At 61.8% G+C, this 24,486-nt stretch carries 23 protein-coding genes; 14 read left to right on the top strand and 9 right to left on the bottom strand.

Annotated features, from left to right (window positions below; translation table 11 throughout):
• Nucleotides 1-5: 5 nt before the first annotated feature.
• Together ACZYR5_RS06900 and ACZYR5_RS06895 are read right to left on the bottom strand one after the other, a co-directional pair.
• Nucleotides 6-536: a DUF5943 domain-containing protein gene (locus ACZYR5_RS06900; RefSeq protein ID WP_027617090.1), complete on the bottom strand. Its 531-nt coding sequence runs from the start codon at nucleotides 534-536 to the stop codon at nucleotides 6-8.
• 78 nt (nucleotides 537-614) lie between these two features.
• Nucleotides 615-1,592 (bottom strand): dipeptidase, encoded by a 978-nt coding sequence (locus ACZYR5_RS06895; protein ID WP_060542339.1) that lies wholly within the window; start codon nucleotides 1,590-1,592, stop codon nucleotides 615-617.
• A 232-nt stretch (nucleotides 1,593-1,824) separates the two neighbouring features.
• Between ACZYR5_RS06895 and ACZYR5_RS06890 the strand changes: the two genes are divergently transcribed.
• Complete coding sequence (locus ACZYR5_RS06890; protein WP_489088603.1) at nucleotides 1,825-2,223, top strand: lysozyme inhibitor LprI family protein; 399 nt, start codon at nucleotides 1,825-1,827, stop codon at nucleotides 2,221-2,223.
• Nucleotides 2,224-2,244: 21 nt separating this feature from the next.
• Here ACZYR5_RS06890 and ACZYR5_RS06885 read toward each other — a convergent pair whose 3' ends face one another.
• From ACZYR5_RS06885 to ACZYR5_RS06875, 3 genes are read right to left on the bottom strand one after another with little or no spacing between them, the layout of a single operon-like run.
• Nucleotides 2,245-2,583 carry a hydroxyisourate hydrolase gene (locus ACZYR5_RS06885; protein ID WP_489088604.1) on the bottom strand — a complete coding sequence of 113 codons (339 nt, stop codon included), beginning with the start codon at nucleotides 2,581-2,583 and terminating at the stop codon, nucleotides 2,245-2,247.
• Between the two features lie 8 nt (nucleotides 2,584-2,591).
• A complete protein-coding gene (locus tag ACZYR5_RS06880; protein WP_489088605.1) occupies nucleotides 2,592-3,101 on the bottom strand; it encodes a nucleoside deaminase in 510 nt (169 codons plus the stop codon).
• 59 nt (nucleotides 3,102-3,160) lie between these two features.
• Nucleotides 3,161-4,498 (bottom strand): nucleobase:cation symporter-2 family protein, encoded by a 1,338-nt coding sequence (locus tag ACZYR5_RS06875; RefSeq protein ID WP_489088606.1) that lies wholly within the window; start codon nucleotides 4,496-4,498, stop codon nucleotides 3,161-3,163.
• Between the two features lie 152 nt (nucleotides 4,499-4,650).
• Here ACZYR5_RS06875 and ACZYR5_RS06870 point away from each other — a divergent pair, with 152 nt between their 5' ends.
• Together ACZYR5_RS06870 and ACZYR5_RS06865 are read left to right on the top strand one after the other, a co-directional pair.
• Nucleotides 4,651-5,565, top strand: a complete 915-nt coding sequence (locus ACZYR5_RS06870; protein ID WP_489088607.1) for a LysR family transcriptional regulator — start codon at nucleotides 4,651-4,653, stop codon at nucleotides 5,563-5,565.
• A 31-nt stretch (nucleotides 5,566-5,596) separates the two neighbouring features.
• Entirely contained in the window at nucleotides 5,597-6,013 is a 417-nt protein-coding gene (locus ACZYR5_RS06865; RefSeq protein ID WP_489088608.1) for a DUF3010 family protein, read from the top strand.
• A gap of 576 nt (nucleotides 6,014-6,589) precedes the next feature.
• On the opposite strand, the gene ACZYR5_RS06860 is transcribed toward ACZYR5_RS06865, so the two are convergent.
• Nucleotides 6,590-7,534: a GlxA family transcriptional regulator gene (locus ACZYR5_RS06860; protein WP_489088609.1), complete on the bottom strand. Its 945-nt coding sequence runs from the start codon at nucleotides 7,532-7,534 to the stop codon at nucleotides 6,590-6,592.
• A gap of 202 nt (nucleotides 7,535-7,736) precedes the next feature.
• On the opposite strand from ACZYR5_RS06860, the gene ACZYR5_RS06855 reads away from it, so the two are divergent.
• The 6 genes from ACZYR5_RS06855 to ACZYR5_RS06830 all read left to right on the top strand — a co-directional run bounded on the left by ACZYR5_RS06855 (nucleotide 7,737) and on the right by ACZYR5_RS06830 (nucleotide 13,224).
• The gene (locus tag ACZYR5_RS06855; RefSeq protein WP_489088610.1) at nucleotides 7,737-8,681 is read left to right on the top strand and encodes a choline ABC transporter substrate-binding protein; all 945 of its coding nucleotides are present in this window, start codon (nucleotides 7,737-7,739) and stop codon (nucleotides 8,679-8,681) included.
• 75 nt (nucleotides 8,682-8,756) lie between these two features.
• Complete coding sequence (gene cdhC, locus ACZYR5_RS06850) at nucleotides 8,757-9,644, top strand: 3-dehydrocarnitine:acetyl-CoA trimethylamine transferase CdhC (protein WP_027617084.1); 888 nt, start codon at nucleotides 8,757-8,759, stop codon at nucleotides 9,642-9,644.
• A gap of 139 nt (nucleotides 9,645-9,783) precedes the next feature.
• The gene (locus ACZYR5_RS06845) at nucleotides 9,784-10,749 is read left to right on the top strand and encodes an L-carnitine dehydrogenase (protein ID WP_489088611.1); all 966 of its coding nucleotides are present in this window, start codon (nucleotides 9,784-9,786) and stop codon (nucleotides 10,747-10,749) included.
• A 147-nt stretch (nucleotides 10,750-10,896) separates the two neighbouring features.
• Entirely contained in the window at nucleotides 10,897-11,373 is a 477-nt protein-coding gene (locus ACZYR5_RS06840; protein ID WP_489088612.1) for a thioesterase family protein, read from the top strand.
• A gap of 24 nt (nucleotides 11,374-11,397) precedes the next feature.
• Nucleotides 11,398-12,561 carry a gamma-butyrobetaine dioxygenase gene (locus tag ACZYR5_RS06835; RefSeq protein WP_489088613.1) on the top strand — a complete coding sequence of 388 codons (1,164 nt, stop codon included), beginning with the start codon at nucleotides 11,398-11,400 and terminating at the stop codon, nucleotides 12,559-12,561.
• A gap of 396 nt (nucleotides 12,562-12,957) precedes the next feature.
• Complete coding sequence (locus ACZYR5_RS06830; protein WP_489088614.1) at nucleotides 12,958-13,224, top strand: hypothetical protein; 267 nt, start codon at nucleotides 12,958-12,960, stop codon at nucleotides 13,222-13,224.
• A gap of 96 nt (nucleotides 13,225-13,320) precedes the next feature.
• Here the strand turns inward: ACZYR5_RS06830 and gbdR are convergent, their stop codons facing one another.
• Nucleotides 13,321-14,424, bottom strand: a complete 1,104-nt coding sequence (gbdR, locus tag ACZYR5_RS06825; RefSeq protein WP_027617079.1) for a choline metabolism transcriptional regulator GbdR — start codon at nucleotides 14,422-14,424, stop codon at nucleotides 13,321-13,323.
• 545 nt (nucleotides 14,425-14,969) lie between these two features.
• On the bottom strand, nucleotides 14,970-16,346 hold the full coding sequence (locus tag ACZYR5_RS06820) for an L-serine ammonia-lyase (protein WP_489088615.1): 1,377 nt from the start codon (nucleotides 16,344-16,346) through the stop codon (nucleotides 14,970-14,972).
• 437 nt (nucleotides 16,347-16,783) lie between these two features.
• Here ACZYR5_RS06820 and ACZYR5_RS06815 point away from each other — a divergent pair, with 437 nt between their 5' ends.
• From ACZYR5_RS06815 to choV, 3 genes are all read left to right on the top strand, one after another.
• Complete coding sequence (locus tag ACZYR5_RS06815; protein ID WP_027617077.1) at nucleotides 16,784-17,725, top strand: choline ABC transporter substrate-binding protein; 942 nt, start codon at nucleotides 16,784-16,786, stop codon at nucleotides 17,723-17,725.
• Between the two features lie 66 nt (nucleotides 17,726-17,791).
• Nucleotides 17,792-18,637: a choline ABC transporter permease subunit gene (choW, locus tag ACZYR5_RS06810; protein WP_027617076.1), complete on the top strand. Its 846-nt coding sequence runs from the start codon at nucleotides 17,792-17,794 to the stop codon at nucleotides 18,635-18,637.
• The gene (choV, locus tag ACZYR5_RS06805) at nucleotides 18,634-19,812 is read left to right on the top strand and encodes a choline ABC transporter ATP-binding protein (protein WP_489088616.1); all 1,179 of its coding nucleotides are present in this window, start codon (nucleotides 18,634-18,636) and stop codon (nucleotides 19,810-19,812) included. Before choW ends, choV begins: the two co-directional genes overlap by 4 nt.
• A gap of 493 nt (nucleotides 19,813-20,305) precedes the next feature.
• Here the strand turns inward: choV and ACZYR5_RS06800 are convergent, their stop codons facing one another.
• Nucleotides 20,306-21,910 (bottom strand): BCCT family transporter, encoded by a 1,605-nt coding sequence (locus ACZYR5_RS06800; protein WP_489089048.1) that lies wholly within the window; start codon nucleotides 21,908-21,910, stop codon nucleotides 20,306-20,308.
• A 379-nt stretch (nucleotides 21,911-22,289) separates the two neighbouring features.
• On the opposite strand from ACZYR5_RS06800, the gene betI reads away from it, so the two are divergent.
• Nucleotides 22,290-22,883 (top strand): transcriptional regulator BetI, encoded by a 594-nt coding sequence (gene betI / locus ACZYR5_RS06795; RefSeq protein ID WP_027617073.1) that lies wholly within the window; start codon nucleotides 22,290-22,292, stop codon nucleotides 22,881-22,883.
• A gap of 103 nt (nucleotides 22,884-22,986) precedes the next feature.
• On the top strand, nucleotides 22,987-24,459 hold the full coding sequence (gene betB, locus ACZYR5_RS06790) for a betaine-aldehyde dehydrogenase (RefSeq protein WP_489088617.1): 1,473 nt from the start codon (nucleotides 22,987-22,989) through the stop codon (nucleotides 24,457-24,459).
• Nucleotides 24,460-24,486 lie beyond the last annotated feature (27 nt).

Below are 24,486 nucleotides of genomic sequence, written 5' to 3'. Positions count from 1 at the left end.
TCGACTTACAACGGCTTGACGGTGAACAAGCCGTCTTCGTGACCCTCTTCGGAGCCACCGTAGACTTGTTCGGCCACAGTGCGGATCTGGCTGCCGCGCGCTTGCAGGATCTGGTCCATGGCCCCGGCAAACCAGCCGGTGAACATGTAGTCGACCTTGCGCCCGACCTTGCCGTACACATAGACGAATGCCGAGTGTTCGAGCTTGACGCTGGCGGTGCCTTTATCGAGGTCGATGTCCTGGATCTTGAACAGGCCCCAGCCGCGTTGCGACAGGCGCTTCATGTAGTGCTCGAACACCGCGACGCCCTCCAGGCCGTGACATTCAGCTTCTTTCTCGCACCAGTGCCAGGCGGATTTGTAGCCGGCCTTGTAGAGGATTTCAGCGTAGGCGTCGGCGCCCAGCACTTCCTCGATGCCCATGTGGTTGTTGACGAAGAAGTGCCTTGGCACGTACAGCATCGGCAGGGCATCGGAGGTCCAGACACCGGTCTCGCTGTCGACTTCGATAGGCAATTGCGGGGCGATCTTGGCCATGGAAACTCAACTCCAGAAAAATTGTGTTGTTGCCCGCTGCGCGCAGGGCAGCGGGAAAGGATTCAGCGGCGTGGCGGCTTATTCGCCCCAAACGTCCTTGAGAACATTCACCCAGTTCTCGCCCATGATCTTGCGCACCACCCGCTCCGGGTGACCGCGCTTGAGCAGGGTTTCGGTGAGGTTGGGGAACTCGCCCACGGTGCGGATGCCCAGCGGGTTGATGATCTTGCCGAAGCTGGTCAGGCGGCGGGCGTAGCCCTTGTCGTGGGTCAGGTATTCGAAGAAGTCCTGGCCATGGCCCTGGGTGAAGTCGGTGCCGATGCCGATGGCGTCTTCGCCGACGATGTTCATCACGTACTCGATGGCTTCGGCGTAGTCGTCGATGGTCGAGTCGATGCCCTTGGCGAGGAATGGCGCGAACATGGTCACGCCGACGAAACCGCCGTGGTCGGCGATGAACTTCAGCTCTTCATCGGACTTGTTGCGCGGGTGCTCCTTGAGCCCCGACGGCAGGCAGTGGGAGTAGCAGACCGGTTTTTTCGATTCGAGGATGACCTCTTCGGAGGTCTTGGAGCCGACGTGAGACAGGTCGCACATGACGCCGACGCGGTTCATCTCGGCGACGATCTCGCGACCGAAGCCCGACAGCCCGCCGTCACGCTCGTAGCAGCCGGTGCCCACCAGGTTCTGGGTGTTGTAGCACATCTGTACGATGCCAACGCCGAGCTGCTTGAACACCTCGACATAGCCGATCTGGTCTTCGAAGGCGTGGGCATTCTGGAAGCCGAAGAGGATGCCGGTCTTGCCCTGCTCCTTGGCCTTGCGGATGTCGGCGGTGGTGCGCACCGGCATCACCAGGTCGCTGTTCTCGCGAATCAGTTTCTGGCTGGCAGCGATGTTGTTGACGGTGGCCTGGAACCCTTCCCACACCGACACGGTGCAGTTGGCCGCGGTCAGGCCGCCTTTGCGCATGTCTTCAAACAGCTCTCGGTTCCACTTGGCAATGATCAGCCCGTCGATAACGATGCTGTCGGCGTGCAGTTCGGCTGGGCTCATCAGGCTGTCCCCTTATTGGCGATTCATGCGCCGAATCGTCTGCCGGCGCTTTGGGGCCAGCATATGCCTCGGTGCCGGGGCGCCCGGGTGCAAAAACGACAGGGGGTTTGCCGAAAGCGTCAATCCGCGACAAAGGGTCGGGATGCAGCTGATTTGCCCGGCTGTTCTTTAGTCGGCGCTTGCGCCAGAATCCGCGGCATCACTGGCTGTTTCACTGGATAGGACGGCGGCAATGAAATCGATCTTCCTCGCGTTGGCATTGATAGCGACCGGCGTACAGGCGGCTGAAGAGGCTGACAACACGCCGTGCGATGCGGTGGAAAACGACGTCCAGACCCTGGAATGCGCGACGTACAACAAAACCACCGCCGAGCAGTTGCTCAAGGAAAACTTTCAGGGTTTGTTGGAGCGGGTCCAGAGTCAGGCGAGCAACAAGGCGCAGGCGGCTGACGTTACGGCCAAGCTGCAAGCCGCCGAGCAGCTGTGGATCAAGTCCCGCGATGCCGACTGCGCCATTTCACCCTTCCCTGCTGCCCCCGGCAGCAAGGGTTTTACCATCGACCAGAACGATTGCCTGGCGAACAAGAACGACGAACGGTCAGAGTTCCTCGAGTCGATTGCGCAGGAGTGAGGCTGCGCAATCGCGTTCAACTCAGGCGCCGCCGCGAAAACACGAGACACCCCAGGCTGTCAGCTTAAACGGCAGGTGGTAGTGCTGGTTGCGGTCATCGAGGCCGAAGCGATAGACCAGTTCATCGAGAAACGGAATCGCCGGCAGCACTGCCCCCGAATCCCGATAGAACCGCGCCACCTGCAGACACACCTCATAGGGGCCCGGGGTGAAGGCTTCGGCCATCCATTGCAAGTCCGGCAGCAGCCCCTGGGCGTCGATCGCACCCTGGTACAGCGGCGCCTCGCCCAGGCGCCCGATGCTCACCTGCAAACCCTGCGCGACCTTGCCACTGGCAACATCGACGATATGGATCGACACCCCGCCGCTCATTTCCAGAAGCCCTGGTGCGCCTTCGCCGCCTCCTCTTCAAGCATCGGGCCGAAGGTCGGGATCTGCCGCTGACCACGGGCAAACACTTCGCGACACGGCAACGAGAACGTCGGGTTTTCCGGGTGATCACCGGTGAGACCGAGCAAGGCGTGCTCCGACAACGCGTAAACCACCCGGCCGATCCCCGTCCAGTAAATGGCCCCGGCGCACATGCAGCACGGCTCGGCACTGGTGTAGAGGGTGCATTGAGCCAATTCGGCCGGGCTCAACTTTTTCGCGGCCTGCGCCGCCGCGGCGAGTTCGGCGTGCTGGGTCGGATCGCCTTCCGGCGGCATGGAGTTATTGCCGGCGGCGGCGACCACATTGCCCTCGCCATCGGCCACCAGCGCGGCGAACGGATGTCGCCCGCGCCCCTTGGCCTCTTCTGCCAGTTCGATGGAGCGACGCAGCAGTTGCAGGTCGAGGTCGGTGATGCCAGCCGGTACAACAGCAGTAAAAGCAGTCATGGGATTTCCTTATAGTTTTTATCAGGCCCGTTCCCGGAGGGGTCGGGGCCAGGTTTTTTTCAGTCAGTGACTTCGGCGCCCTGTGCGAGTGATTCGCCTTGAGGGCGTTGCGGGTTGAGCAGAACGTTGAGGACGATCGCGGTGATCGCACCGAGGAAGATGCCGCTTTCGAGAATCAGCTTGAGGGTGCCGCTGGCATGCTCGAACAGCGCCGGAAACGACATCGGCAGGACCCCGACGCTGACCGACACGGCAACGATGATGCCGTTGCGCGTGCCTTCGAATGGCACCCGCGACAACTCCTGGATCCCAGCCACCGTGGTCATGCCAAACATGACGATGGCGCAGCCGCCGAGCACCGGTGTCGGCACCGCCGCAATCAGCGCGCCGAGTTTCGGGAACAAACCCATGAGCACCATGATTGCTCCCGCCGAGGCCACGACGTAGCGGCTCTTGACGTTGGAAAGGGCAATCAGTCCGGTGTTCTGGGTAAAGGCGTTATAGGGGAAGCTGTTGAACAGTCCGCCGAGCATGGTCGACAGGCCGTCGGCGCGGAACGCGTTGCCGAGGGTCTGCTGGGTCGTCGGTTTGCCGGTCAGTTTGCCGATGGCCAGGCAGTTGCCGGTGGTCTCGGCCATGATCACCAGCATCGCCAGGGTCATCACCAGAATCGGCATCAGCGAGAACTGCGGCATGCCGAACGCCATCGGCGGGCTCAGTTCGAACCAGGCGGCGCTGCCGACCTGGGCGAAGTGGGTCATGCCGCAAGCGGCAGCAATCAGGCTGCCCACCAGCAGGCCGATGAGCACGCTGAGGTTGCCGATGAAGCCGGAGAATTTGGCGTAGATCACCAGGGTCACCGCGACCGTCGCCAGGCCCAGCAACAGATTGGCCGGGGCACCGAAGTCTGCGGCATCGGGGTTGCCACCGCCGAGCCAGATCGCCGCGGCGGGCATCAGCGAAATGCCGATGATGGTGATCAGGCTGCCGATCACCACCGGGGGGAAAAACCGCAGCAAGCGACTGAAGATCGGCGCCAGGGCAATGGTGATGGCGCCCGCTGCGATGACCGCGCCGAACACCTCCGTCAGCCCGAACTCCTTGCCGATCATGATCATCGGCGCCAGGGCGATGAACGAGCAACCCTGGATCAACGGCAGGCGTGCGCCGAACTTCCAGAAACCCAGGGTCTGGATCATGGTCGCGATACCGGAGGTCAGCAGGTTGGCATTGATCAACGTCACCACCTGCGCCGAGGTCAGGCCCAGTGCACTGCCAAGAATCAGCGGCACCGCCACTGCACCGGCGTACATCACCAGTACGTGTTGCAAGCCAAATGTCACCAGTTGCCGGATCGGCAGGACTTCGTCCACCGGATGAACCTGTGAAGTGCTCATAGCGCATGTCTCCTGAGGTACTGATTTTTTGTTGTGGTCCTGCGGCATCCACAGGCTGGGTGACGTCGATCTGGATACTCTGTGCTTGTAAACGATGGAGCAAATGAGCAACCATCGTTTTTTCCGATGGACCTGACGATGAGGGCGCGTCGATGCAGTTCTCGCTGGATCAGTTGCAAATGTTCGTCCAGGCGGTGCACAGCGGCTCGTTTTCGGCGGCGGCGCGCAAGCTGGGCAAGACCCAGTCGACGGTCAGCGTGGCCATTGCCAACCTCGAAGCGGACCTCGGCGTGGAGCTGTTCGACCGCTCCAACCGCAGTCCGCTGCTGACCGCCGCCGGGCACAAGATGCTGCTGCAGGCGCAGGCCGTGCTGGAGCGCTGCCTGACTTTGCAGGCCCATGCCGATTGTTTGTCCGATGTGCAGGAGCCAAGCCTGGCGCTGGCCATTGAAACGCCCTACAACGCGCTGATGCCGGTGCTGCTGGAGTTCGAAAAGACCTTCCCTTATGTGGACCTGATCATTCGCCACCCGGTGTATGGCGACGTCAGCGAACTGGTCGCCAAGGGTCAGGCGGTGCTGGGGATTGCCTTTTCCCAGCCCGGCTATCCGGCGGAACTGGAGTTCCAGCAACTGGGCAAACTGATCATGCTGCACGTCTGCCACCCTGGCCACGCACTGGCACAACTGCGGTGCGTGAGCTTTGATGACTTGCACCAACATCGACGCCTGGCCTTCAGCGCGCACGCCGAGAAGCTACCCAGCAGCGAGTACCTGCGTTCCACGCGCATCTGGCAGGCAGAGAACTACCTGGCGTTGATGGACATGGTCCGCGCCGGCCTGGGCTGGGCGACGCTGCCCCGGCAGTTGATCCAGCGTGAACTGGCCAGCGGCGAACTGGTCGAATTGCAACTGGACGCCTATCCCAATACCGACTGGCACGTCGCCGTCGATTTGCTCTGGGCCAGGCAACGCCCCCTGGGCAAGGCCGGGCGCTGGCTGAAGACCCGCCTGCAACAATTCAAGGTCTCGGAGGTGGATCGACGTGGGCAGTCGACCACCCTGTAACACCCACTCTCACCGACTCAAAGGCGACTCCATGAAACTCTGCGGCATTGAAATCAAAGGCAGCGAAGCGATCATCGCCGTGGCCTCCCTCGACGGCTCCACCCTCGGCCACCTCGCTCTCACTACCAAGAAAATCGCGCTGGAGGACGATGAAGACGCCGCCAACGTCAAACTGTTCGCCGCGCAGGTGGCGTCCTTCGTGCGGGAAAATTCCATCGACCGCATTGCGATCAAGAAGCGCAGCAAGAAAGGCGAGTTCGCCGGTGGCCCGACCACCTTCAAGATCGAAGGAGTCCTGCAGTTGCTCGACGGCTGCGAGGTGACCCTGCTGTCGCCACAGACCATCACCGCCCAGGCCAAGAAACAGGGCGGTGAGCTGCCGGCGACGCTGAACAAGTATCAGCATGAGGCGTACAAGACGGCGTGTGCGGCACTGCTGAAGAAGTAACCAATCAACTGTAGGAGCTGGCTTGCCAGCGATGGCGACACCGCGGTGCGCCTGACACACCGCCTTCGCCGGCAAGCCGGCTCCTACAAAATCTGCGGCCGGTCACAAGATCTGCATTCACTGCAAAACCTGTGGGAGCTGGCTTGCCAGCGATGGCGACACCGCGGTGCGCCTGACACACCGCCTTCGCCGGCAAACCGGCTCCTACAAAATCTGCGGCTGGTCACAAGATCTGCATTCACCGCAGAATCTGTAGGAGCTGGCTTGCCAGCGATGGCGACACCGCGGTGTGCCTGACACACCGCCTTCGCCGGCAAGCCGGCTCCTACAAAATCTGCGGCCGGTCACAAGATCTGCATTCACCGCAGAATCTGTAGGAGCTGGCTTGCCAGCGATTCAGACACCTCGGTGTGTCAGGCACACCGCCTTCGCCGGCAAGCCGGCTCCTACAAAATCTGCGGCTGGTCACAAGATCTGCATTCACCGCAAACCTGTAGGAGCTGGCTTGCCAGCGATGGCGACACCGCGGTGCGCCTGACACACCGCCTTCGCCGGCAAGCCGGCTCCTACAGAATTCTAGGCCTGCGCAGTCCGTCGATCTTCCCGCGGACAGCGGGCAAACCTGGCCCGATAGCTGCGGGTGAAATACGACGGTGATTCAAACCCGCAAGCAATGCTCACTTCCAGCACGCTCATGTCAGTCTGGCGCAGCAGTTGCCGGGCTTTTTCCAGGCGCAGGCGCAGGTAGAAGTTGCTTGGGGTGTCGTTGAGGTGCAGGCGGAACAGGCGCTCCAGCTGGCGGCGAGTGACCTTGATCGAGTCCGCCAACTGCAGAGTGGTCAGCGGCGGCTCGCTGTGCTGTTCCATCTCGCCGATCACCTGCACCAGCTTCTTGTTGCTGATGCCGTAGCGCGTGGCGACCTGCATGCGCTGGTGGTCCTTGCGCGGGCGGATGCGCCCGAGGACGAATTGCTCGCTGACCTGGATTGCCAGCTCCGGGCCGTGGGCCTGGGCGATCAAATCCAGCATCAGATCGATGGACGCCGTACCGCCGGCCGAGGTGATGCGCCGGCGGTCGATTTCAAACAGTTCCTGGGTCACGCTCAACTGCGGATAGGATTCCTTGAAGGCTTCAATCGCCTCCCAGTGCAGGGTGACGCGATGGCCGTCCAGCAAGCCGGTCTCGGCGAGCACTACGCTGCCGGTGTCGATGCCGCCGAGGGTCACCCCGTCGTGATCGAGTCGGCGCAGCCAGTGCGCCAGCGCCGGGTCGAGGAACTTCAGCGGCTCGAAGCCGGCAACCACTAATAAGGTCGCCCCCTTCTTCAAAGGCTCCAGCGCCGCATCGGCGTTGAGCGACATGCCGTTACTGGCCAACACCGGCCCACCGTCCGCGCTCAGCACATGCCAGCGGTACAGCTCGCCGCGAAAGCGATTGGCCACGCGCAGCGGCTCGATCGCGGAAATGAAGCCAATGGCGGAAAAGCCCGGCATCAGCAGAAAGTAGAAATCCTGAGACATGCAACGCACTCGACTGACAGGGAGGACGGGTAGCGTGCTGACGGTGATACGCCACTTGCCGGCGACACACAAGAGCGGTGGTCGCTGCAGTGCAAGAGCTGGTCGCCGCAGTGCGTTTTCTGCGAGGGTGAGCTGCGTAACGTGGCATCACCGGCGCGACAGACGCCGGAACCGACAATAACGAACTGCCGAGGATCCCACCATGAAACGACTGATCAGCAGCTGTGTTCTTGCACTCAGCGGTACCGCTTTCCTCAGTTCCGGCGCCATGGCCGCCGACCCCGCCGCGTGCCAGAACGTACGCATGGGCGTGGTGAACTGGACCGACGTGATTGCCACCAGTGCCATGACCCAGGTCCTGCTCGACGGCCTCGGCTACAAGACCAAACAAACCAGCGCTTCCCAGCAAATCATCTTCGCCGGCATCCGCGACCAGCGCCTGGACCTGTTCCTCGGCTACTGGAATCCGCTGATGACCCAGACCATCACCCCGTTCGTCGACGCCAAGCAGGTCACCGTCCTCGAAGAACCAAGCCTCAAGGACGCCCGCGCCACACTGGCAGTGCCCACCTACCTGGCCGACAAGGGCCTGAAGACTTTCGCCGACATCGCCAGATTCGAGAAAGAACTGGGCGGCAAGATCTACGGCATCGAACCCGGCTCCGGCGCCAATACCCAGATCAAGGCGATGATCGCCAAGAACCAGTTCGGCCTCGGCAAATTCCAGCTGGTGGAATCCAGTGAGGCCGGCATGTTGGCCGCCGTGGATCGCGCCGTGCGGCGCAAGGAAGCCGTGGTGTTCTTCGGCTGGGCGCCGCACCCGATGAACGTCAACGTGCAGATGACCTACCTCACCGGCAGCGACGACGCCCTCGGCCCGAATGAAGGCAAGGCCACGGTGTGGACTGTCACCGCACCGACCTACGCCGAGAAGTGCCCGAACATCGGCCGCCTGCTGACCAACCTGACGTTCACCGCCGAAGACGAGAGCCGGATGATGCAGCCGCTGCTCGATCACAAGGACGCACTCGAATCGGCCCGCCAGTGGCTCCAGGATCACCCGCAGGACAAGGCGCGCTGGCTCGAAGGGGTGACTACCTTCGACGGCAAGCCGGCGGCCGAGAACCTGCAGCTGACCAGCCAATAACCATCGCCCGAATCACCGCTTCGCAGCCCGCCACGGGCTGCGAACAGAACCCTCACGCCTGAAGGAAACCGCACCATGAACCACGACGTCATCATCACCTGCGCACTCACCGGTGCTGGCGACACGACCGCCAAGAGCCCGCACGTGCCGGTCACCCCGAAACAGATCGCCGCGGCTGCGGTGGAAGCGGCCAAGGCCGGCGCGACGGTGGTCCACTGCCATGTGCGCAACCCGCAAACCGGCAAGTTCAGCCGCGATGTGGCGCTGTACCGCGAGGTGATGGAGCGCATCCGCGAGGCGGACGTCGACATTATCGTCAACCTCACCGCAGGCATGGGTGGCGACCTGGAAATCGGCGCCGGCGAGAACCCCATGGAGTTCGGCCCCAACACCGACCTGGTCGGGCCGCTGACCCGCCTGGCCCATGTCGAGGAACTGCTGCCGGAAATCTGCACCCTGGACTGCGGCACCCTGAATTTCGGCGACGGCGACACCATCTACGTGTCGACCCCGGCCCAACTGCGTGCGGGGGCCAAACGCATCCAGGAGTTGGGCGTAAAGGCCGAGCTGGAAATCTTCGACACCGGGCACCTGTGGTTCGCCAAACAGATGATCAAGGAAGGCCTGCTCGACGACCCGCTGTTCCAGCTGTGCCTGGGCATCCCGTGGGGCGCACCGGCCGATACCACCACCATGAAGGCGATGGTCGACAACCTGCCGGCCAACGCGGTGTGGGCCGGCTTCGGCATCGGTCGCATGCAGATGCCGATGGCCGCGCAGGCGGTGCTGCTGGGCGGCAACGTGCGGGTCGGGCTGGAAGACAACATCTGGCTGGACAAGGGCGTGCTGGCGACCAACGGCCAACTGGTCGAGCGCGCCAGTGAAATCCTCAGCCGCCTCGGCGCCCGCGTCCTGACCCCGGCGGAAGGACGCAAGAAGATGGGGCTGAAACAGCGCGGTTAAGCCGTTATTCACAACCCTGTAGGAGCCGGCTTGCCGGCGAAGAGGGCGGTACATTCGCCGCATCTTCTGCGGTGCTGCAATCGCCTTCGCCGGCAAGCCGGCTCCTACAGGAGATCATCGAACCCTTCAGGAAATCACCATGAGCTTTATCACCGAAATCAAAACCTTCGCTGCCCTGGGCAGCGGTGTCATCGGCAGCGGCTGGGTTTCCCGCGCCCTCGCCCATGGCCTGGATGTAGTGGCCTGGGACCCGGCACCCGGGGCCGAGGCGGCGCTGCGCAAACGCGTGGCCAATGCCTGGGGCGCACTGGAACAACAGGGCCTGGCACCCGGTGCGTCACAGGATCGCCTGCGCTTCGTCGCCACCATCGAGGAGTGCGTGCGCGACGCCGACTTCATCCAGGAAAGCGCGCCGGAACGCCTCGAACTGAAACTCGAACTGCACAGCAAAATCAGCGCGGCCGCCAAGCCCAATGCGCTGATCGGCTCCAGCACCTCGGGCCTGTTGCCCAGCGAGTTCTACGAGAGCGCCACGCACCCGGAGCGCTGCGTGGTCGGTCACCCGTTCAACCCGGTGTACCTGCTGCCGTTGGTCGAGGTGGTCGGCGGCAAGCACACCGCGCCCGAAGCGGTGCAGGCGGCGATGCAGGTCTATGAATCCCTGGGCATGCGCCCATTGCATGTGCGCAAGGAAGTGCCGGGTTTCATTGCCGACCGTCTGCTGGAAGCGCTGTGGCGCGAGGCATTGCACCTGGTCAACGACGGCGTGGCCACCACCGGTGAGATCGACGACGCGATTCGCTTCGGCGCCGGGCTGCGCTGGTCGTTCATGGGCACCTTCCTCACCTACACCCTGGCCGGCGGCGATGCCGGCATGCGTCACTTCATGGCGCAGTTCGGCCCCGCCCTGCAACTGCCCTGGACCTACCTGCCGGCCCCGGAATTGACCGAGAAACTGATCGACGATGTGGTCGACGGCACCAGTCAGCAACTGGGCCAGCACAGCATTTCGGCGCTGGAGCGCTATCGTGATGATTGCCTGCTGGCGGTGCTGGAGGCGGTGAAGAGCACCAAAGAGAAGCATGGGATGGCTTTCGCCGACTAAACACCGTATGCCTTTGTAGGAGCTGGCTCCCGCTTGCGGCTTGCCAGCGAAAGCGGTGTACCTGTCACACCGTGTCGCCCCATTCGCCGGCAAGCCGCAAGCGGGAGCCAGCTCCTACAGGTACTCATGACTTCAGGATTTGATGACATGCCCACCCTCACCACCTACCAAACCACCATCATCCCCGACTGGGTCGACTACAACGGCCATCTGCGCGATGCCTTTTACCTGCTGATTTTCAGCTACGCCACCGACGCCCTGATGGACCGCCTGGGCATGGACAGCAACAGCCGCGAAGCCACCGGCCATTCGCTGTTCACCCTGGAACTGCACCTCAACTACCTGCACGAAGTGAAGCTCGACACCGAGGTCGAAGTGCACACCCAGATCATCGGCCACGACAGCAAACGCCTGCACCTCTACCACAGCCTGCACCGCGTCGGTGAGCCACAGGAACTGGCCGGCAACGAACAGATGCTGCTGCACGTCGACCTCGCCGGGCCACGTTCCGCGCCTTTCACTGCAGCGACCCTGGAGCGCCTGCAAGGGATCATCGCCGAGCAGACCGATTTGCCCGTTCCCGCTTATATCGGCCGGGTCATTGCCCTGCCACCCGCCCGTTAATCCCACCCATCCCAAGGAGCCGTCATGAACACCGCTGCCGCCGTTGCCGATTTCCGTACTTACCCGTTGATCAGCGCGCTCAATGGCGTGCAGAACCTCACCGACCGCGTGCTGATCGAGTGGGCCGATCGCCGGATCAGCCCGTTCCACCACGTCTGGCTGCGGGACAATTGCCCGTGTGCCGATTGCGTCTACAGCGTCACTCGCGAACAGCTGTTCGAGATCGTCGACGCTGCGCCGGACCTGGCGCCAAACGCGGCCTATATCGACACCGACGGCTGCCTGCGCATCGATTGGCAGGACGGCCATCTCAGCCATTTCGACGCCGGTTGGCTGCGCGCCCACGCCTATGACAACGAATCGCGCGGCGAACGACTGGCGGCCAAGCCCCGCGCGCACTTATGGCACAGCGATCTGCAGATACCGGCGTTCGATTACGCGGCACTGATGCATGACGACCGGGCCCTGTTGCATTGGCTGCTGGCGGTGCGCGACACCGGCCTGACCCAGGTCCGTGGCGTGCCCACTGAACCGGGTTCGTTGAAGCTGATCGCACAGCGTATTTCGTTTATCCGCGAGAGCAATTTCGGCGTGTTGTTCAACGTGCAATCCAAAGCCGATGCCGACAGCAATGCCTACACTGCCTTCAACCTGCCGCTGCACACCGACCTGCCGACCCGCGAGCTGCAACCCGGCCTGCAATTCCTGCATTGCCTGGTGAATGACGCCGAGGGTGGCGAAAGTATTTTCGTCGACGGTTTTGCGATTGCCGAGGCGTTGCGCGAGGAGGATCCCGAGGCCTTCCGCAGCCTGTGTGAAATTGCGGTGGAGTTTCGCAACAAGGACCGCCACAGCGACTACCGCTGCCTGGCGCCGATCATTGCCCTGGATGCGCTGGGACGGGTCACGGAAATACGCATGGCGAACTTTCTGCGCGGGGCGTTCGACACATCGGTGGAGCAGATGCCCAAGCTGTATCGGGCCTATCGGCGGTTCATCGGCATGACCCGCGAGCCGCGCTTTCGCCTGATCCAGCGGCTCAACCCCGGTGAGCTATGGTGCTTCGACAACCGCCGCACCCTGCACGCCCGCAACGCCTTCGACCCCGCCACCGGCGCCCGGCATTTCCAGGGCTGCTACGTGGATCGCGATGAGTTGTTGTCGCGGATTCTGGTGTTGCAACGCTAGACCGCGTCATCGTTGATCGCCTGTAGGAGCGAGCTTGCTCGCGAAGGACGCTAACGATGACGCGGCATCCTGAATGTACGCGGTGCCCTCAGGTTTTTCGCTGGCAAGCCAGCTCCTACAAATAGAGGCGTGCACGAATTCACAGACAAAAAAAGCCCCGATACAAGCCGTGACAGGATCGGGGCACAAAGTACTGTTGAGGAGCCGTTGCGCGAGGGTGACCAAACCTTCGTGTAGCGAGCTGAGGCCAGTGTGCCCACTCCGCCGCAGGCCAAGTTAGCCGAAAACGACATGCTCATAGCCAATGTGGACACTGCGACAAATCGCCCTTGCCCCCATCACCCGTGCCTACCAGAATCGAGTCACCCCATTGTTCCCGGAAGAAGGATTCGCGTCATGATGCACGCCGATTTGATTGATCAGGAAGACCTGTTGGGCCAGCTCAAGGCATTGGGTTTTCAGGTGCCCGTCGGCGCCACGGCCGAGCAGGCCTGCGAATGCGCAGTGAGGGGGCTGGACAATGCCCGGGCGTATGAACTGCGCAAGATGGTCAAGGAAATCTACACCAGCAGTGCCACTATCCTGCCAGCCGTGCGCCAGGCGATCGACAAGCAGCTGTTGCCAGCCTTGGCCGAATTCCAGCAAAGCCACACCAGCCGATAAAGCTTCGCGGGCAAGCCCGCTCCTACAGGATTTTATAGATCCCTGTAGGAGCGAGCCTGTCGAATCGTCGCACCATCGCGAAAAGGTCTCTGCGGTCTAGAGCCTTACACTGGCAAACGTCGACTCATTGCGCGCCTGACTCAGCGCCGACATCGGCCCCGACAGCGGCGCCAATACCAGGGCTTGTGGAATCGGCATCATCGCCACCTGTTGGGTGGTGTTGGAGCCGACGCGCTCGTCGCGCGGTGGAATGCCGAAGTATTCGCGGTAGCACTTGGAGAAGTGCGGCGTGGAGACGAAGCCGCAGACCGATGCCACTTCGATGATCGACATCGGCGTCTGCTTGAGCAACTGCCGGGCGCGGATCAGCCGCAGCTTGAGGTAGTAACGCGACGGCGAGCAGTGCAGGTATTTCTGGAACAGCCGCTCGAGTTGGCGACGGGACACGGCGACGTAAACCGCCAGTTCATCAAGGTCGATCGGCTCTTCGAGGTTGGCTTCCATCAGCGCGACGATTTCCTGCAGCTTCGGCTGGTTGGTGCCGAGCATGTGCTTGAGCGGCACGCGCTGGTGATCCTGTTCGTTGCGGATGCGCTCGTAGACAAACATCTCCGAAATCGCGGCCGACAGTTCGCGGCCGTGATCGCGGCTGATCAGGTGCAGCATCATGTCCAGGGGCGCGGTGCCGCCGGAGCTGGTGAAGCGGTTGCGGTCGAGGGTGAACAGGCGTGTGCTCATCGCGACCCGGGGAAAGGCTTCCTGCATCGCAGCCAGGCATTCCCAATGCACGCTGCAGTCGAAACCGTCGAGCAGACCGGCGCAAGCCAGGGCCCAACTGCCGGTGCAGACTGCGCCGAGGCGACGCGACTGGCGCGCCTGGCTTTGCAGCCATGACACGTGTTCACGGGTCACGGTGCGTTGGATGCCGATACCGCCGCAGACAATGATGGTGTCCATCGCGGGTGCTTTGTGCATGGAGGCGTCAGGGGTGATCTGCAGACCATCACTGGCCCAGACCTGGCCGCCGTCAACGGTGAGGGTGGTCCAGCGATACAGCTCGCGACCGGACAACTGGTTGGCCATGCGCAGTGGCTCGACTGCTGAAGCCAGGGAAATCAGCGTGAAATTGTCCAGCAGCAGAAAGCCGATGGATTGAGGCGCACGGTTCTGGGGTTGGGCCCCTGAGTTGAACGACGTCATCGCGGTATCTCCTCACACAAAGCGGGTGATGGCCTCAGGCGGAGGCTCTTGTTATGGCCATCGTTCTCGAGTGGGAGACGGGCTTTGTAATGACAGAGCAATTGCCATGCCTAAAATTGAATGGCCAATCAATAACTCCTGAAAACGACATCGGAGTGTGTCTGTATATGACATGTAGCGGATGGGGATTCGGGGCTTGGCACGGCCGTGCAACGGCACGGTTCAAGGGGCTGTGAGCAAATCGGTAGCACTTGTGGGAACTGGGTTGCGAGCGATCAGCCAAGAGTGTCACCGCTGGCACGGGTGACGGGCGGTAGCAGCGCGCGAAGAGCCCCCTGCTTTCGATGGGGCATTTATCTGAGAGCGACGCGCTAAAAGGTGGCGGGATGGGCGATGGGTGATCAGTTTACGGGCAGTTTTGACTGGTCTGGCGTATCGCGACGGTGCGACGACTCGACAGGCTCGCTCCTACAGGTTCTGTGAACACCACATACCACTGTAGGAGCGAGCCTGCTCGCGATGTACGATGACGCGGTATCAAGGACTCAACACTCCACAGCACTCACCGCCAACCCCCCACGCGATGTCTCCTTATATTTGTCATGCATATCCGCCCCGGTATCACGCATGGTGCGGATCACCCGATCCAGGGAGATGAAGTGTTGGCCGTCCCCACGCAAGGCCATCTGCGCGGCGTTGATCGCCTTCACCGCCGCAATCGCGTTGCGCTCGATGCACGGCACCTGCACCAACCCGCCGACCGGATCGCAGGTCAGGCCGAGGTTGTGTTCCAGGCCAATCTCCGCGGCATTGCACAACTGCTCCGGCGTCGCCCCGAGAATCTCCGCCAGCCCCGCTGCCGCCATGGCGCAGGCCGAACCCACTTCGCCCTGGCAACCGACTTCGGCACCGGAGATCGACGCGTTCTTTTTACACAGGATGCCCACCGCCGCCGCGCCCAGCAGGTAGTCGACCACGTTGGCGTCGGTCACTGCCTCGCTGAATTTCATGAAGTAATGCAGCACCGCCGGGATGATCCCCGCAGCGCCGTTGGTGGGTGCCGTGACCATGCGCCCGCCCGCGGCGTTTTCTTCGTTGACCGCCAGGGCAAACAGGTTGACCCACTCCATGGCACTCAAGGTCGAGCCGATCACGTTGGGCTTGTTCAGCTCTTGCAGACTGCGGTGCAGCTTGGCCGCACGGCGCCGCACATTGAGCCCGCCCGGCAGGATGCCTTCGTGCTTGAGGCCATGCTCGACGCAATCCTGCATGGCCCGCCAGAGCTTCATCAGGCCGCTGCGGATTTCCTCTTCGCTGCGCCAGACCTTCTCGTTGGCCAGCATCAACTCGGCCACCCGCAGGTTGTGCTTCTGGCACAGCTCCAGCAGCTCGGCGGCGCTGGAAAAATCGTAGGGCAAGACGGTGCTGTCCAGGTCCACCACACCGCTGGAGGCCTGGGCCTCATCGACGACAAAACCGCCGCCGACTGAATAGTAGGTATCGCGATGGATTTCGCCGTTTTCATCAAATACCACCAGGGTCATGGCATTCGGGTGGAACGGCAGGTTCTCGTCGATCAGGCGCATGTCCCGCGACCAGATAAAAGGCACCGGCAAACGACCGTCGAGCAGCAGGGTGTCGGTTTCCCGCAGGGTGTCGATGCGAATGCCAATTTGCGACGGATCGATCGCGTCCGGCCATTCCCCCATCAAGCCCATGATCACCGCGTTGTCGCTGCCGTGACCGATGCCGGTGGCCGACAACGAGCCATACAGCTGCACCTCGACACGCCGCACTTGCTCCAGCAACTGCTTCTCACGCAGCGCCTCGACGAACAGCGCGCCGGCGCGCATCGGCCCTACGGTGTGCGAGCTGGAGGGACCGATGCCGATTTTGAACAGGTCGAAAACGCTGATAGCCATGACGTACGAGACTCCTCGATGAGCAGGTTCCAGGCCGCAAAGCGCCCGGTGACGGAGCTGCTACGCTCAAGCAGCGACCCGTGCATATGGCCGCATCATCGGGCTTTTGCCCGGTCGCTCAACGTCTGACACCGACGCACTCATGCCCACTAACGCCGCAGGCCGCAAGCGACACATTGCGGCGGTTTTTTTTGCGGTTCAGCGGGCAACAACGGTCGGAAAAAAGCTGTAAACGACCTCGCTGACACTGGATGCGACCATCCCTGTACTGGATACGACGCACCCTGTAGGCGTCAGATTTTCGCTGGTCCATGATCAGTTACGACTCGATTGCGAAGCGCCGTGGCAGAGCTGTCTTCATCGCCACCAACCGCAACACTACCCAGTGCGGCTGTCCTGTCGGAACACCGCCAAAAAAACATCCAGGAGTCCACCCCATGAAAGGTAACCCGTTGTTGTTGGCCGCCCTACTGAGTCTTCCCGTGCTGGCGCAGGCCGCGGAGCCGGCTCAATGCAGCACCGTCAACTTCTCCGATGTCGGCTGGACCGACATCACGGCGACCACCGCGACCACCAGCGTCGTGCTCAACGCCCTCGGCTACAAAACCAAGACCACCATGATTTCCGTACCTGTGACCTACAAGTCGCTGGCCGACGGCAAGAACATGGACGTGTTCCTGGGGAACTGGATGCCGACCATGGAAAACGACATCAAGGCCTACCGCGATGCCGGCACCGTGGAGACCGTGCGTACCAACCTCAAGGGCGCCAAGTACACCCTCGCCGTCCCCCAGGCGCTGTACGACAAAGGGCTGCATGACTTCGCCGACATTGCCAAATTCAAGAAAGAACTCGACGGCAAGATCTACGGCATCGAGCCCGGCAACGACGGCAACCGCCTGATCCAGTCGATGATCGACAAGAACGCCTTCGGCCTCAAGGACGCTGGCTTCAAGGTCGTCGAGTCCAGCGAAGCCGGGATGCTGTCGCAAGTCGACCGCGCGCAGAAACGCGACACTGCCGTCGTCTTCCTCGGCTGGGCCCCGCACCCGATGAACAAGCGCTTCAAGATTCAATACCTGACCGGTGGCGATGACTTCTTCGGCCCGGATTTCGGCGCCGCTACCGTGGCCACCAACACCCGCAAGGGTTACGCCACGGAATGCAGCAACGTTGGGCAGTTGTTGAAGAACCTGGAGTTCACCGTCGACATGGAAAGCGAACTGATGGGCAACATCCTCGACGACAAGATGAAGCCTGACGCGGCCGCCAAGGCCTGGCTGAAAAAGAACCCACAGGTGCTCGATACCTGGCTCGCTGGCGTGACCACCATTGACGGTAAACCAGGCCTGGAGGCCGTGAAAGCCAAGTTGCAGTAGTCGCTTATGCCGGACGGCGCATGCCGTCCGGGCTGTTAATTACCTTGCATGCGGACGTTCATTACCATGCTGATTGATCAGAAAATACCCCTAGGCCAGTACATCGCGGCATTCGTTGAATGGTTGACGCAACACGGCGCCAGCACCTTCGACGCGATTGCCGTGTCGCTGGAAACGATGATCCACGGCGTGACGTTTGCGCTGACCTGGTTCAACCCGCTGGCACTGATCGGTCTGATCGCTTTGCTGGCGCACTTCATCCAACGCAAATGGGGCCTGACTGCCTTTGTCGTCGCCTCGTTCCTGCTGATCCTCAACCTGGGGTACTGGCAGGAAACCATGGAAACCCTCGCCCAGGTGATGTTCGCCACCCTGGTCTGCGTGTTGATCGGCGTGCCGTTGGGCATCGTCGCCGCGCACAAACCGATGTTCTACACCATGATGCGTCCGGTACTCGATCTGATGCAGACCGTACCGACGTTCGTGTACCTCATTCCTACCCTGACCCTGTTCGGTCTGGGTGTTGTCCCGGGGCTGATCTCCACGGTGGTGTTCGCGATTGCCGCGCCCATCCGCCTGACCTACCTGGGCATTCGCGACGTACCGCAGGAACTGATGGATGCCGGCAAGGCCTTTGGCTGCTCGCGCCGTCAGTTGCTCTCGCGCATTGAACTGCCCCACGCCATGCCAAGCATCGCGGCCGGTATCACCCAGTGCATCATGCTGTCGTTGTCGATGGTGGTGATTGCCGCGCTGGTGGGTGCCGACGGCCTGGGCAAACCCGTGGTCAACGCACTGAATACCGCTGATATCGCCCTGGGCTTCGAAGCCGGCCTGGCGATCGTATTGCTGGCGATCATGCTCGACCGTATCTGCAAACAACCCGACGCCAAAGTAGGGGGTGACGCATGAGCATAATTCGCTTCGAAAACGTTGACGTGATCTTCACCAAGGATCCGCGCGAAGCACTGAAACTGCTCGATCAAGGCTTGACCCGCAGTGAGATCCTGAAAAAGACCGGGCAGATCGTCGGCGTTGAAAAGGCCAGCCTGGACATCAACAAAGGCGAGATCTGCGTGCTGATGGGCCTCTCCGGCTCCGGCAAGTCCAGCCTGTTGCGCTGCATCAACGGCCTCAACACCGTGAGCCGCGGCAAGCTGTTCGTCGAGCATGAAGGTCGGCAGATCGACATCGCCTCGTGCACCCCGGCCGAACTGAAAATGATGCGCACCAAGCGTATCGCCATGGTCTTCCAGAAGTTCGCCCTGATGCCCTGGCTGACGGTGCGCGAGAACATCAGCTTCGGCCTGGAAATGCAGGGTCGTCCGGAGAAGGAACGGCGCAAGCTGGTGGACGAGAAGCTGGAGCTGGTGGGCCTGACCCAGTGGCGCAACAAGAAGCCTGATGAGCTGTCCGGCGGCATGCAGCAACGGGTCGGCCTGGCCCGCGCCCTGGCGATGGACGCCGATATCCTGTTGATGGACGAACCCTTCTCGGCCCTCGACCCACTGATCCGCCAGGGTCTGCAGGACGAACTGCTGGAGCTGCAACGCAAACTGGCCAAGACTATCGTCTTCGTCAGTCACGACCTCGATGAGGCGCTGAAGCTGGGCAGCCGCATCGCGATCATGAAGGACGGTCGGATCATCCAGTACAGCAAGCCGGAAGAGATCGTCCTCAACCCGGCCGACGACTATGTGCGCACCTTCGTCGCCCACACCAATCCGCTCAACGTGCTGTGCGGCCGCAGCCTGATGCGCACCCTGGACAACTGCAAGCGCATCAACGGTTCGGTGTGCCTGGACCCGGGCGGCGACTCGTGGCTGGACCTGGCCGAAGGCAACACCATCAAGGGCGCCCGCCAGAACGGCTCGGCCCTGGACCTGCAGAACTGGGCACCCGGCCAGTCGGTGGAAGGCCTCGGCCGCCGCCCGACCCTGGTCGACTCCAACATCGGCATGCGCGACGCCCTGCAGATCCGCTACCAGACCGGCAACAAGCTGGTGCTCCACGACAACAACCATGTGGTCGGGATCCTCGGCGACAGCGAGCTGTACCACGCGCTGCTGGGCAAGAACCTGGGCTAACCCAGACCCGCAGACACAAAAACGCCGCGAGAGATCGCGGCGTTTTTGTTTGTGGGATAGACCCTTGTGGGAGCCAGCCTGCTGGCGAAGAAGTTGTTGCGGTGCGGCTGATGCCCCTTCGCGAGCAAGCTCGCTCCTACAGAGATCTGTGTCGGACACATATCCTGCGGATGTTCACAAACCTTGTAGGAGCTGGCTTGCCAGCGAAGAAGTTGATGCGGTGCGGCTGATGCCCCCTTCGCGAGCAAGCTCGCTCCTACAGAGATCTGTGTCGGACACATATCCTGCGGATGTTCACAAACCTTGTAGGAGCTGGCTTGCCAGCGAAGAAGTTGTTGCGGTGCGGCTGATGCCCCTTCGCGAGCAAGCTCGCTCCTACAGAGATCTGTGTCGGAGACATATCCTGCGGATGTCCACAAACCTTGTAGGAGCTGGCTTGCCAGCGAAGAAGTTGATGCGGTGCTTCAGACTGAAACACCGCTCCACTTACCCATCAGGCTGCCGTTGTGCTCTGACGCACTGGCGACGGCGCCGGTTGCAGATCCAGGTCGCTCAGCAGCTCATTGAAACCACGCCGCCCACGCGCCGCCAGTTCGGCTTGTTCCTGTTCGATCTGCACGTCCTGGCGCATCGCCTTGTGCAGGCCGAACATGAAGAACACCAGCACCACCGAGAACGGCAAGCCAGCCAGCACCACCATGGTCTGCATGGCTTCGAAGTTACCGGCGAACAGCAGGCCGATGGTCACCAGGGTGATCACCGCCGACCAGAAAATCCGCAGCCAGTGCGGTGCGTCCTCGTCGACATCGCCGCCTTTGCACGAGAGATTGGCCATCATCACCGCGCCGGAATCCGCCGGGGTCAGGAACAGCACAAAGCCGACAAAGATCGACACACCGATGACGATTTTCGATGCCGGGTAATGCTCAAGCAGTTGGTAGATCGCCATCGACGGCTGCTCCAGCGCCGTCTTGCCCAGCTCCACCGCCCCCTGGTTCATCACCAGATCGAGGGCCGAGTTACCGAAGATCGACAGCCACGCCAGGGTGAAGCCCAGCGGGATCAGTAGCACGCCAGCCACCAGTTCGCGCACGGTACGGCCACGGGAAATACGCGCGATGAACATGCCGACAAATGGCGCCCAGGAAATCCACCAGGCCCAGTAGAACAGGGTCCACAGGCCCAGCCAGCGCTCGGACTTGGCGTTGTCGGCTTCGTACACGTACAGGTCGAAGGTTTTCAGCACCACGCCGTTGAGGTAGTCGCCGATGTTCTGCACGAAGCCGTTGAGCAGGTGCAGGGTCGGGCCGAACAACAGCACAAAAATCAGCAGGCCGCTGAACAGCACGATGTTCAGGTTGGACAGGCGGCGAATGCCGTTTTCCACACCCGATACCGCAGCGATGGTCGCCACGGTGCTCATGACGATGATCACGATCAGCAGGTTGGTGTTGCTGTGCTCGATGCCGAACAGGTTCTCCAGCCCCGACGACACTTGCAGCGAGCCGATCCCCAGGTTGGTCACCAGGCCCAGCAGCGTGACGAACATGCCGAAGCCGTCCACCGCATGCCCGGCCGCGCCCTTGACCCAGCGCTCGCCGACCAGCGGATACAGCGCCGAACGCAAGGCCAGCGGCTGGTTGTGACGGTAGGCAAAGTAGGCCACGGCCAGCCCGACCAAAGCGTAGATCGCCCAGCCATGCAGGCCCCAGTGCAGGAAGGTCAGCTGCACTGCCTGACGCGCCACCTCGTGGGAACCCGGTACGCCTTCCGGTGGATTGAAAAAGTGGTCCAGCGGCTCGGATGCACCGAAGTACAGCAACGAGATACCGATACCGGAGGAGAACAGCATCCCCGCCCAGGCGCCGTAGCTGAAGTCCGGGGTGTCGTCCTTGCTGCCCAGCTTGAGCTTGCCGTAGGAGGAAAACGCCAGGCCGACGACAAACACCAGGTAGGCGGCGATCACCACCATGTAATACCAGCCGAAGCTGCGCGACAGCCAGGCCTGGGCAATGCCCAGCAACCGGCCCGCTTCTTGCGGTGCGGCAATGAGGATGGCAGTCAGCAGCAGAATCAATGCGGTGGAGGTGTAGAACACCCAACCGTTGACCGTCACCTTTTCTGGCGGGGTCTTTATTAGAGAGGCAGAACTCATTGCACAGATGCTCCAGGCAGTGCGAGAGAAGGACACAAGGCAAAGCCGTACCCGACCAATCGGTTAGTGGGCAGCCGACCAGCGGGTGATATAAAGACACCCGTAAAAACGCCCGAAGCCTGCAAGCGCCAGTGCGCGTGGGTTTCGAGCGTTTTTGGATGTCGTTTTTCCGCCATTTACACGTAGGAAAAACCTGTAAGCAGCGACGATTTGTCGCAGATCTTATTCTTTGTTGATTGAACGTTCAATCAAAACAAAATAGACTGGTCCTCAATCCGACAGACGTTTTTCGTCCATCGGGAGGCCTAAGGAGAGGTGCAACATGCCCAAGGTCGGTATGCAACCCATTCGCCGCCAGCAATTGATCGAAGCCACGCTGCTGGCCGTCGATCAGGTCGGAATGGGGGACGCCAGCATTGCGCTGATCGCTCGTTTGGCCGGTGTCTCGAACGGCATCATCAGTCATTACTTTCAGGACAAGAACGGCCTGATCGCCGCCACGATGCGGTATCTGATGAGTGTCCTCAGCGAGAACGTCACCCTGCGCCGTCAGGCGCTGACAGATGACAGCCCGCGGGCCCATCTGCAGGTGATCATCGAAGGCAACTTCGACGCCAGCCAGGTCAATGGCCCGGCAATGAAAACCTGGTTGGCCTTCTGGGCCACCAGCATGCATCAACCGTCGTTACACAGGTTGCAGCGGATCAACGATCACCGCCTGTATTCCAACCTGTGCTGCCAGTTCCGCCGCGTCTTGCCGCTGGACCAGGCACGCAGCGCGGCACGCGGACTGGCTGCACTGATCGACGGCTTGTGGTTGCGCGGCGCCTTGTCGGGAGATGCTTTCGACACCGAGCAGGCGCAGCGGATCGCTTACGAATACATGGATATCCAATTGGCCAAGCAGGTGAGTTAGAGCACACCAGAACGCTCTACCCCTGAACTCCAGCGCACGTGTCGTGCTGTACGACCCGCACGCTGGTTACCGCCAACCCACTCAATGCGCTTGCGAGGACTTTATGGCCCGTTTCGAACTGCAAAAACTCTACATCGATGGCGGCTACACCGACGCTGGCAGCGATGCCACTTTCGAAGCCATCAACCCGGCTACCGGGGAAGTCCTCGCCAAGGTGCAACGTGCGACTTTCGACGACGTCGAACGCGCCGTGGTCAGTGCCGAGAAAGGCCAGAAAATCTGGGCGGCGATGACTGCCATGGAGCGTTCGCGGATCCTGCGTCGCGCCGTCGACATCCTGCGCGAGCGCAACGATGAGCTGGCCGCCCTGGAAACCCTGGACACCGGTAAAGCGTTCTCCGAAACCAAGTACGTCGACATCGTCACCGGTGCCGACGTGCTGGAATACTACGCAGGCCTGGTGCCGGCAATCGAAGGCGAGCAGATCCCGCTGCGCACCACCTCCTTTGTCTACACCCGTCGCGAGCCGGTAGGCGTGGTGGCCGGTATCGGCGCGTGGAACTACCCGATCCAGATCGCCCTGTGGAAATCCGCCCCGGCCCTGGCCGCGGGTAACGCGATGATCTTCAAGCCAAGCGAAGTCACTTCCCTGACCACCTTGAAACTGGCCGAGATCTACACCGAAGCCGGCCTGCCGGATGGTGTATTCAACGTCCTGACCGGCAGCGGCCGTGAAGTCGGCACCTGGCTGACCGAGCACCCGCGCATCGAGAAAATCTCCTTCACCGGCGGCACCGACACCGGCAAGAAGGTCATGGCCAGTGCCTCGGCGTCCTCGCTCAAGGACGTCACCATGGAACTGGGCGGCAAGTCGCCACTGATCATTTTCGACGACGCCGACCTCGACCGCGCCGCCGATACCGCGATGATGGCCAACTTCTACAGCTCCGGTCAGGTCTGCACCAACGGCACTCGCGTGTTCGTGCCGAGCCACCTGAAAGCAGCCTTCGAAGCCAAGATCGCCGAACGCGTTGCACGCATTCGCGTCGGCAACCCGCAAGACGAAAACACCAACTTCGGCCCACTGGTCAGCTTCGCCCACATGGAAAGCGTGCTGGGCTACATCGCCAAGGGCAAGGCCGAGGGCGCGCGCGTCCTGTGCGGCGGCGAACGCATGACCGAGGGCGAATTCGCCAAGGGCGCGTTCGTGGCACCGACCGTGTTCACCGACTGCACCGACGAGATGACTATCGTCCGTGAAGAAATCTTCGGCCCGGTGATGAGCATCCTCACCTACGAAACCGAAGAAGAAGTGATCCGCCGCGCCAACGACACCGACTTCGGCCTCGCCGCCGGCGTCGTGACCCGCGACCTGAACCGCGCCCACCGCGTGATTCATCAGCTCGAAGCCGGTATCTGCTGGATCAACGCCTGGGGCGAATCCGACGCGAAGATGCCGGTGGGTGGCTACAAGCAGTCGGGTGTTGGCCGTGAGAACGGCATCAGCTCGCTGAACAACTTCACCCGCATCAAATCGGTACAGGTTGAATTGGGCGATTACGCCTCGGTGTTCTAAGACCCGAGTGATGCATTGCCCGTAAGG

It is taken from the genome of Pseudomonas sp. F007, assembly GCF_057814275.1.
This window is presented reverse-complemented; position numbering and strand designations above follow the sequence as displayed.